The sequence below is a fragment of the Caulobacter sp. GW821-FHT12F03 genome, assembly GCF_058806855.1.
Genome location: NZ_JBXAQC010000011.1, coordinates 24,614 through 31,852 on the forward strand (window position 1 = coordinate 24,614; position 7,239 = coordinate 31,852).

9 protein-coding genes are annotated in these 7,239 nt (G+C 66.2%); 6 read left to right on the forward strand and 3 right to left on the reverse strand.

Going from position 1 to position 7,239, the window contains the following annotated elements; genetic code table 11:
* Positions 1 to 15 precede the first annotated feature (15 nt).
* The gene (locus AC1RN0_RS17995) at positions 16 to 486 is read left to right on the forward strand and encodes a DUF4440 domain-containing protein (protein WP_492788844.1); all 471 of its coding nucleotides are present in this window, start codon (positions 16 to 18) and stop codon (positions 484 to 486) included.
* On the opposite strand, the gene AC1RN0_RS18000 is transcribed toward AC1RN0_RS17995, so the two are convergent.
* From AC1RN0_RS18000 to AC1RN0_RS18010, 3 genes are all read right to left on the reverse strand, one after another.
* Complete coding sequence (locus tag AC1RN0_RS18000; RefSeq protein ID WP_492788845.1) at positions 483 to 1,058, reverse strand: RNA polymerase sigma factor; 576 nt, start codon at positions 1,056 to 1,058, stop codon at positions 483 to 485. The genes AC1RN0_RS17995 and AC1RN0_RS18000 overlap by 4 nt on opposite strands.
* A complete protein-coding gene (locus AC1RN0_RS18005) occupies positions 1,055 to 1,498 on the reverse strand; it encodes a Spy/CpxP family protein refolding chaperone (RefSeq protein ID WP_492788846.1) in 444 nt (147 codons plus the stop codon). The genes AC1RN0_RS18000 and AC1RN0_RS18005 overlap by 4 nt, the downstream gene beginning before the upstream one ends.
* Before the next feature lie 127 nt (positions 1,499 to 1,625).
* Positions 1,626 to 1,901, reverse strand: coding sequence for a metal-sensitive transcriptional regulator (locus AC1RN0_RS18010; protein ID WP_492344348.1), 276 nt, complete (start codon positions 1,899 to 1,901; stop codon positions 1,626 to 1,628).
* Between the two features lie 303 nt (positions 1,902 to 2,204).
* Between AC1RN0_RS18010 and AC1RN0_RS18015 the strand changes: the two genes are divergently transcribed.
* The 5 genes from AC1RN0_RS18015 (at position 2,205) to AC1RN0_RS18035 (ending at position 7,239) form a co-directional block, all read left to right on the forward strand.
* Complete coding sequence (locus AC1RN0_RS18015) at positions 2,205 to 2,420, forward strand: hypothetical protein (RefSeq protein ID WP_492788847.1); 216 nt, start codon at positions 2,205 to 2,207, stop codon at positions 2,418 to 2,420.
* A gap of 20 nt (positions 2,421 to 2,440) precedes the next feature.
* A complete protein-coding gene (locus tag AC1RN0_RS18020) occupies positions 2,441 to 2,674 on the forward strand; it encodes a DUF2933 domain-containing protein (RefSeq protein ID WP_492344346.1) in 234 nt (77 codons plus the stop codon).
* Between the two features lie 283 nt (positions 2,675 to 2,957).
* Complete coding sequence (locus AC1RN0_RS18025; protein ID WP_492788848.1) at positions 2,958 to 5,306, forward strand: heavy metal translocating P-type ATPase; 2,349 nt, start codon at positions 2,958 to 2,960, stop codon at positions 5,304 to 5,306.
* Between the two features lie 114 nt (positions 5,307 to 5,420).
* Entirely contained in the window at positions 5,421 to 6,521 is a 1,101-nt protein-coding gene (locus tag AC1RN0_RS18030) for an acyltransferase family protein (protein ID WP_492788849.1), read from the forward strand.
* 61 nt (positions 6,522 to 6,582) lie between these two features.
* Positions 6,583 to 7,239 (forward strand): Spy/CpxP family protein refolding chaperone, encoded by a 657-nt coding sequence (locus AC1RN0_RS18035; protein ID WP_492788850.1) that lies wholly within the window; start codon positions 6,583 to 6,585, stop codon positions 7,237 to 7,239.

The following is a 7,239-nucleotide window of genomic DNA, read 5'->3' on the forward strand; positions in this document are numbered from 1 at the left end:
CATCGGAGTCTCCCCGTGGTTCTAAAAGCCCTCGCAGTTTCCCTGTGCCTTGCCGGAGCGTCCATTGCCGCATCAGCTCCCGCCACCCCGGTCCAGGCCGGCACGCCCGCGTCCAGTCCGCTTGCCGTTGTCGAGCAGTTCCATGCAGCGATGAAGCGTGGCGACGCCGCAGCGGTGGCCGCGTTGATGGCCGACGACGCGGTCATCTACGAGCAGGGCTGGGTCGAGGTCTCGAAGGAGGAGTATGTCACCGGGCATCTGCCGGGCGACATCGCCTACAGTGTCGGCATGACCGACCAGGTGGTGAGCCGGCGCGTCTCGACCAGCCGCTCATTCGCTGTGGTCATGACCCAGAGCCGGACGACTGGAACCTATGAAGGCAAGCCGGTGGACCGGGAAGGCACCGAAACCATGGTGCTGAAACGGGTGAAGGGCGCCTGGCTCATCACCCACATCCACTGGTCGTCGCACGCGAAGAAGACCTAGACCTCGTCGAGGGTCAGAGCTTCCGCCAGCGCCTTGCGCGCCCGGTAAACCCGCAGCTCGATGGCCTTGGCGGTCAACCCGAGAATGCGGCCGGCGTCTTCGTGGCTGAGTTCCTCCAGCGCCGTCAGGATCAGCGGCTCCTTGAGCCCTTGCGGCAGGTTCGCCACGGCTCGGTCCAGCCGAGATAGGCGTTGCTGGTCCAGCGCCGCCGCCTCGGGCGACGGCGTATCGTCCGTCAGGTTCAGTCCAACCTGGCCATCAATGGGATCGCTCCATGTGAGCCAACGACGCACCGCGCGTCGCCTGGACCAGTCCCGACATTTGTTGAGCGCGATGCTCCGCAGCCAGGTCGGAAACGATCGGGCGGCGTCATAGCGTCCGAGGGCCATCCATGCCGCTGCGAAGGTCTCCTGGAGGAGGTCGTAAGCCTCGTCAGGATTGCCGGTGTAGCGGCGAATGAACCGATAGAGCCCGTCCTTGTGGCGGGCGATCAGCCGAGCGAAAGCGCGCTCGTCGCCCGCGACTGCACTGGCGGCAAGCTGGTCGTCCGGCGCTTCGAAGTCCGGGCTCACCGATCCTCTTCGGTGAGCGCCGCGATCACTTCCGCGTCGAACATCTTGGCCTGCTGCGGCGTCAGGACCGCCCGCATGTCGAACACATGGGCGATAGTCGCCTTCTGCAGGGCGCCCATGGCCATGTGCAGATGGTCGATGGCGGCCTCCACCTGTGGCGAGTCCTTGTGGCCCTCGCGAATGGCGGCGGCCAGTTCACGGTTGGCCGCCCGGATATCAGCTTCCAGTCCCTTGCGTTCGAGCGCGTAGTTTTCTTCGATGGCGTCGAGCTTGCGTGACTGTTCCGGGGTCAGCTTCAGATCCCGGTGGACCATGTCGTGCAGCGAAGGTCCGGCGGTCTGGTGGCTGATCACGTAGTAGGCGCAGACGGAGGCGCCGCCGCCGGCCGCCAGGACGGCGAGGACCACCGTGATCAGCAGATTGCGCAATCCGGGCTTCATCCGTGCATCTCCATCAAGGCGGGTGGTCGATCATGCAGCCCGTCTCCAGACCTACGCGCGACCATGCCCAACCCCTCGCTTGCGCAAGAGGATGGCAGGCTGCCCGCGTCGTTGACGTTGGCGAGGTTCATCGCATCGACCGCTGCAACAGCGTGATCAGTTCATCGGCCTTCTGCCGCTGCTCTTGCGGGTCTCCGCTGCTGATGGCGGAGGCGACGCAGTGGTCGATATGCTCACGCATGAGTTCGGTCTCAACCTTCGACAGGGCGGCCTTCACCGCCTGAAGCTGGGTCATGATGTCGATGCAGTAGCGATCTTCATCGACCATCCGGGCGATGCCGCGCACCTGACCTTCGATCCGGTTCAGGCGATTGAGCAGTTTTGGCTTGTTCTCGCGGTTCACGATGCACCTCTCTTTGGCCCCCGATATAAGCCGCCTGGGGGTATTTTCCACATACCCCACAGGGGTGTTGGTCAGGATGCTCGGTCGCATTGTCGGCCGACGCCGTGCTTGGAGGCCGAATATGCTCTCTCCCAGGCGGAACAAGCATCGCCGGGCCGGGTTTGATCCCTATCAACGCGTGACCCTTGCTGGTCAGCTAGTCATCGCGCGGAAACCCTCGGAGATAGTGCGATGACTGAGATCAATGCACACGCGCCCGCAACGCCACCGCTAGGTGTCGTCCGCTGCGCGGCGACTGGCTCCGTGGTGCTCGCCGTAAACTTCGCCCTGTGTTGGGCGGCCACGGCCCTGAACGCGTTCCCCGCCTCGCACATGTTCGTCGCCCTGTTCACGACGGCCCCGGAGGCGTCGGGGTTGGCGCTTGGCATCGGCCTTTGCGCGGCTCTGGCGTTCGGCGCATTGACCGGCGCCCTGACGGCGATGGCCTACAACCTGTTCAGGGGCCTTGAGCCGCGCTGAGACGGGCTCCGGAGCCAGACATGACCGCCAGGTTCAAGAGCTTCCTGACGATGACCGCCGTCGCGGTTGGCTCGGCCGTTCTGTTCTGGCTGCTGCGAGACCATTGGGGCCACGCCCTTGGGGCCTTGCCCTACCTTCTCTTTCTCGCCTGCCCGGTGATGCATCTGTTCATGCATCACGGCCACGGAAACGGACATCACCATCATGACCACCCGCCAAGACAAGACGAGCCAACAGCTCGACCAGGCTCTTGACCAGAGCTTCCCTGCTAGTGACCCGCCGACTCTGACCGAACCTGCAGGCGATGCGCGGGATGTGGCCGGCTGCTGCTGCAATCCCGACCCGCCAGCGCAGATCGCCCAACCCGTCATCGTAGCAGAGAAGGCGTTTGGCTGCTGTGGCGGCAAGGGAAAGACCGGACCGGCCTAAGGCGGCGTTCGCGTCAATTCTGCCAGCCCGCCAAGGCATCCTTGAAATACCCACATGGGGTATATAGCTAGGTCTCGTATTCGCAGTCGATCTGCCCAAGGAGACGCTATGAACGAGACGCATGCATCCTGCCATCACAACGGCCACGATCATGGCCCGGTTGCGGACGGCAAGGTGCTTGATCCGGTCTGCGGCATGTCGGTCGATCCGGCCACGTCGAAGCATCACCTCGAACACGCGGGACTGACCCACCACTTCTGCTCGGCCGGTTGCCTGACGAAGTTCCAGGCTGATCCGGAGAAATACCTTTCCAAGGGTCGCGCCGAGGCGCCACCCGCTCCCGCCGGGACGATCTACACCTGCCCCATGCATCCCCAGATCCGCCAGGTCGGCCCCGGCTCCTGTCCGATTTGCGGGATGGCGCTGGAGCCTGAAACCGTCACGGCCGACTCCGGCCCCAACCCCGAACTCGCGGACATGACGCGTCGGTTCTGGGTCGCCGTGGCGCTGAGCCTGCCGGTCTTTGCCCTGGAGATGGGCAGCCATCTCTTCAACCTGCACGCCCTGATGCCGGGCCAACTGTCCAACTGGGTGCAGTTCGCTCTGGCGACGCCGGTGGTCCTGTGGGCCGGGTGGCCGTTCTTCGAGCGGGGCTGGGCGTCGCTGCGAACCCGCAACCTCAACATGTTCACCCTGATCGCGATGGGGGTCGGGGTCGCTTGGGCCTACAGCGTAGTCGCCGTGGCCGCGCCTGCTGTCTTCCCTGGCGCCTTCCGCAACATGGACGGAAGTGTGCCGGTCTACTTCGAGGCGGCGGCGGTGATCACCGCGCTGGTGTTGCTCGGCCAGGTGCTGGAGCTGGGTGCCCGTGAGCGCACGTCGGGGGCCTTGAAGGCCCTGCTCGATCTCGCACCCAAGACGGCGCGGCGTATCCGCCCGGATGGAACCGACGAGGAAGCCACTCTCGACCTGATCGTGGTCGGTGACCGCCTACGGGTCCGTCCGGGCGAGAAGGTCCCGGTCGATGGCGAGATCGTCGAAGGGCGGGCCTCGCTCGACGAGTCCATGGTCACCGGCGAGTCCATGCCGGTTACCCGCACGGTCGGCGAGGCCGTCATCGGCGGGGCGATCAACAAGACCGGGTCCTTCGTCATGCGCGCCGACAAGGTCGGGGCCGACACCCTGCTGTCGCAGATCGTGCAGATGGTCGCCCAGGCCCAGCGTAGCCGGGCGCCGATCCAGCGTCTGGCGGACAAGGTGTCCGGCTGGTTCGTGCCGGCGGTGATCCTCGTCGCCGCGCTGGCCTTCATCGCCTGGGCGCTTGTCGGACCCGACCCGCGCTTCAGCTACGGCCTCGTCGCCGCCGTATCGGTGCTGATCATCGCCTGTCCCTGCGCGCTGGGTCTGGCCACGCCGATCTCGATTATGGTTGGGGTCGGCCGGGGCGCCCAGGCCGGCGTGCTGATCAAGAACGCCGAGGCCCTCGAACGCTTCGAGAAGGTCGACACTCTGGTTGTCGACAAGACGGGCACGCTCACCGAAGGGCGTCCGGCGGTGACGGCTCTGCAGCCCGTGGCCGGCCTTGATCGGCTTGAGCTGCTCCGTCTGGCCGCCAGTCTTGAGCGCGGCAGCGAGCATCCCCTGGCCGACGCCATCCTGCGGGCGGCGAAGGATGAGAACGTCACCCTCGCGGAGGCGACCGACTTCGACTCCCCCGTCGGTCGCGGCGTGGTCGGCGTGGTGGATGGCCGCAAGATCGCCATCGGCAGTCGGTCCTTCGTGCAGGAACAGGGCGCCGACATCGCGCCGCTGGAAACCGATGCGGACTCTCTGCGGCGGCAGGGCGCGACGGTGGTCTTCGTGGCGGTGGATGGAGCCCTCGGCGGTCTCATCGGCATCGCCGACCCGATCAAGGCCAACGCGCGGGCGACGATTGATGAACTGAAGGCCGCCGGCCTGCGCATCGTCATGATGACCGGCGACAACGAGACCACCGCGCGGGCCGTCGCCGACCGCCTCGGCATCACCGAGGTTGCCGCCGAAGTGCTGCCACAGGACAAGGCCTCGGTGGTCCAGCGCCTGCGTGGTGAAGGCCGTGTGGTGGCCATGGCCGGCGACGGCGTCAATGACGCACCAGCCCTGGCGGCGGCCGATGTCGGCATCGCCATGGGGGCGGGGGCCGATGTCGCCATCGAGAGCGCCGGCGTGACCCTGTTGAGAGGCGACCTGACGGGCATCCTGAAGGCGCGGACGCTCTCGCGGGCCGTCATGCGTAACATCCGGCAGAACCTGGTGTTCGCCTTCATCTACAACGTCGGCGGCGTGCCCATCGCGGCGGGCGTCCTGTATCCTGTCTTCGGCCTGCTGCTCTCACCGGCCATCGCGGCGGCGGCCATGGCGCTCTCCTCGGTCAGCGTCATCGGCAATGCGCTGAGGCTCCGCGCCGTAAAACTCTAGGCTCTGCCCGATCATGAGGGGTCCGCCCACGCCAGCCGTATAGCCCTTCAAGGGCTCCCTGACCCAAGCGCCCAAGTGGGCGTTTCGGCAAGGGCTGCCGCGCGGGGGCGAAGCATGTATCCGAACGACATCCGGCCGCTGACTTCCCTGCGGATCGTGGCGGCGATGTGGGTGCTGGCCTACCACTTCCGCGACCACCTCGGACTGGACGTTGATCGGCTCGGGCTGGTGGCCAAAGGCTACCTCGGGGTGGATCTGTTCTTCATCCTGTCGGGGTTCATCCTCAGCCACGTCTACCTCTCCCGGTGGGAGGCCAGGACGTTCAACTACGGATCGTTCCTGTGGGCGCGGCTGTCGCGCATCTACCCGGTCCATCTGGTGACGCTGACGGCAACTATCGTCATCTGGCTGGTGGCTATGAAGATGGGCGCGACCTTCGATCCCATCGCCTTCGACCCGGCGGTCCTGCCGCAGCACCTGCTCCTGATCCATGCCTGGGGGACGACGCCCTCGGTGCAGTGGAACTTCCCGTCCTGGTCGATCTCGGCGGAATGGTTTGCCTATCTCGCCTTCCCGGCGGCGGCGGTTCTGGTGCTGACGTTCAAGCGGGCGGCCTGGGCGGCGGTCCTCGTCGCGCTGGGCGTGTTCGCCCTGATCTTCTGGGCCGTGGAAAGCCATGGCCTCCCTCTATCGGAGGTCACCCGTCTGGGGTTCATCCGCATCATCCCGGCCTTCCTGCTGGGCGCGGCGCTCTACCAGCTCGGCAGGACGGTCACGCTGCCTCGCGGGCTCGCCCTCGGCGGTGCAGCGGCGGCGGTGATCTGGATCTGCTTCGCCGCTTCAATGAGCTTCAGCGACGCGGCTATCTGGCCTGCGTTCGGGCTGCTGATCTTCTCTCTGGCCGAAGCGTCGAAGACCGGCGCGCACGGGATCATGAGCGCCGCCTGGCTGGTCTACCTCGGCGAGGTCTCCTACTCGGTCTACATGACCCACCTGCCGATCGACATCGCCTATTTCCATGCCCTTGACCGGCTCGCGCCGGACATCAGCGGCGCAGCGGCGTGGATGGCCTGGGGCGGCGTCTTCGTCGCGACCCTGCTCGCCGCCATGGCGACCTATCACCTGGTCGAGCGCCCGGCGCGGAACTGGATGCGAGCCCATGATCCTTTCGCCCGAAAGCCCGCGTCGGAACCGCCTCATGAGCCGGTGATCTGACGGCCCCGGCGACAGGCGAGGACCTATCTCTCACTCAGGCCGGAACGTAACGCCCGGCGGCATGTTTGCGACAGATCAAGGATGCAGGGACAGGTCGGTGGATACTGCGCTGATCGGATCAGCCTGGTCCAGAAAGCCGAACACCATGACCATGTCCTTCAAGCCCCTGCTGCTCGTCGCCGCCCTCTCGTTGGCCACCTCGGCCTATGCAGCTGAACAACCCGCGCCGCCTCATGATCACGGCCCAGCCGCCGATCCGGCAGCCGCTCCCGCCGCGCCGGCCGGCCCCGCCGCAAAGGGCGGCATGATGGCCATGGACGGGATGATGGACATGGGGCCGATGCACTGCATGGGCCTGTCCGAGCAGCGCCTTTCCAGCCTGAAGGCGCAACTCGACATCACCGACAGGCAAGTCAGGGCCTGGAACGCCTTCGCGGCGGCCGTGAAAACCGACGCTCATCCCATGCCCGCCGGCATGACCATGCCGATGCCCATGAAGCCGGGCGGCATGCCGGGCATGATGGGCGACGGCGGCATGATGGCGACGATGATGTCCAAACCGCTCCCCGAGCGTCTCGCGCATCATGAGATGATGATGAAGGAGCACCTGAAGGCGCTCCACAAGGTCCGGACGGCGGTCACCGGCCTCTATCGCGTCCTGGCCCCGGATCAGCGGGTTATGGCGGACAAGAGCCTTTGCGGCGGGATGGCGCAGTAA

Bases quoted from the DNA above. Each gene is read 5' to 3' on its own strand.
- AC1RN0_RS18005 (WP_492788846.1), bottom strand. From the start codon at position 1,498: ATGAAGCCCGGATTGCGCAATCTGCTGATCACGGTGGTCCTCGCCGTC.
- AC1RN0_RS18020 (WP_492344346.1), top strand. From the start codon at position 2,441: ATGACCGCCAGGTTCAAGAGCTTCCTGACGATGACCGCCGTCGCGGTT.
- AC1RN0_RS18025 (WP_492788848.1), top strand. From the start codon at position 2,958: ATGAACGAGACGCATGCATCCTGCCATCACAACGGCCACGATCATGGC.
- AC1RN0_RS18030 (WP_492788849.1), top strand. From the start codon at position 5,421: ATGTATCCGAACGACATCCGGCCGCTGACTTCCCTGCGGATCGTGGCG.
- AC1RN0_RS18035 (WP_492788850.1), top strand. From the start codon at position 6,583: ATGTTTGCGACAGATCAAGGATGCAGGGACAGGTCGGTGGATACTGCG.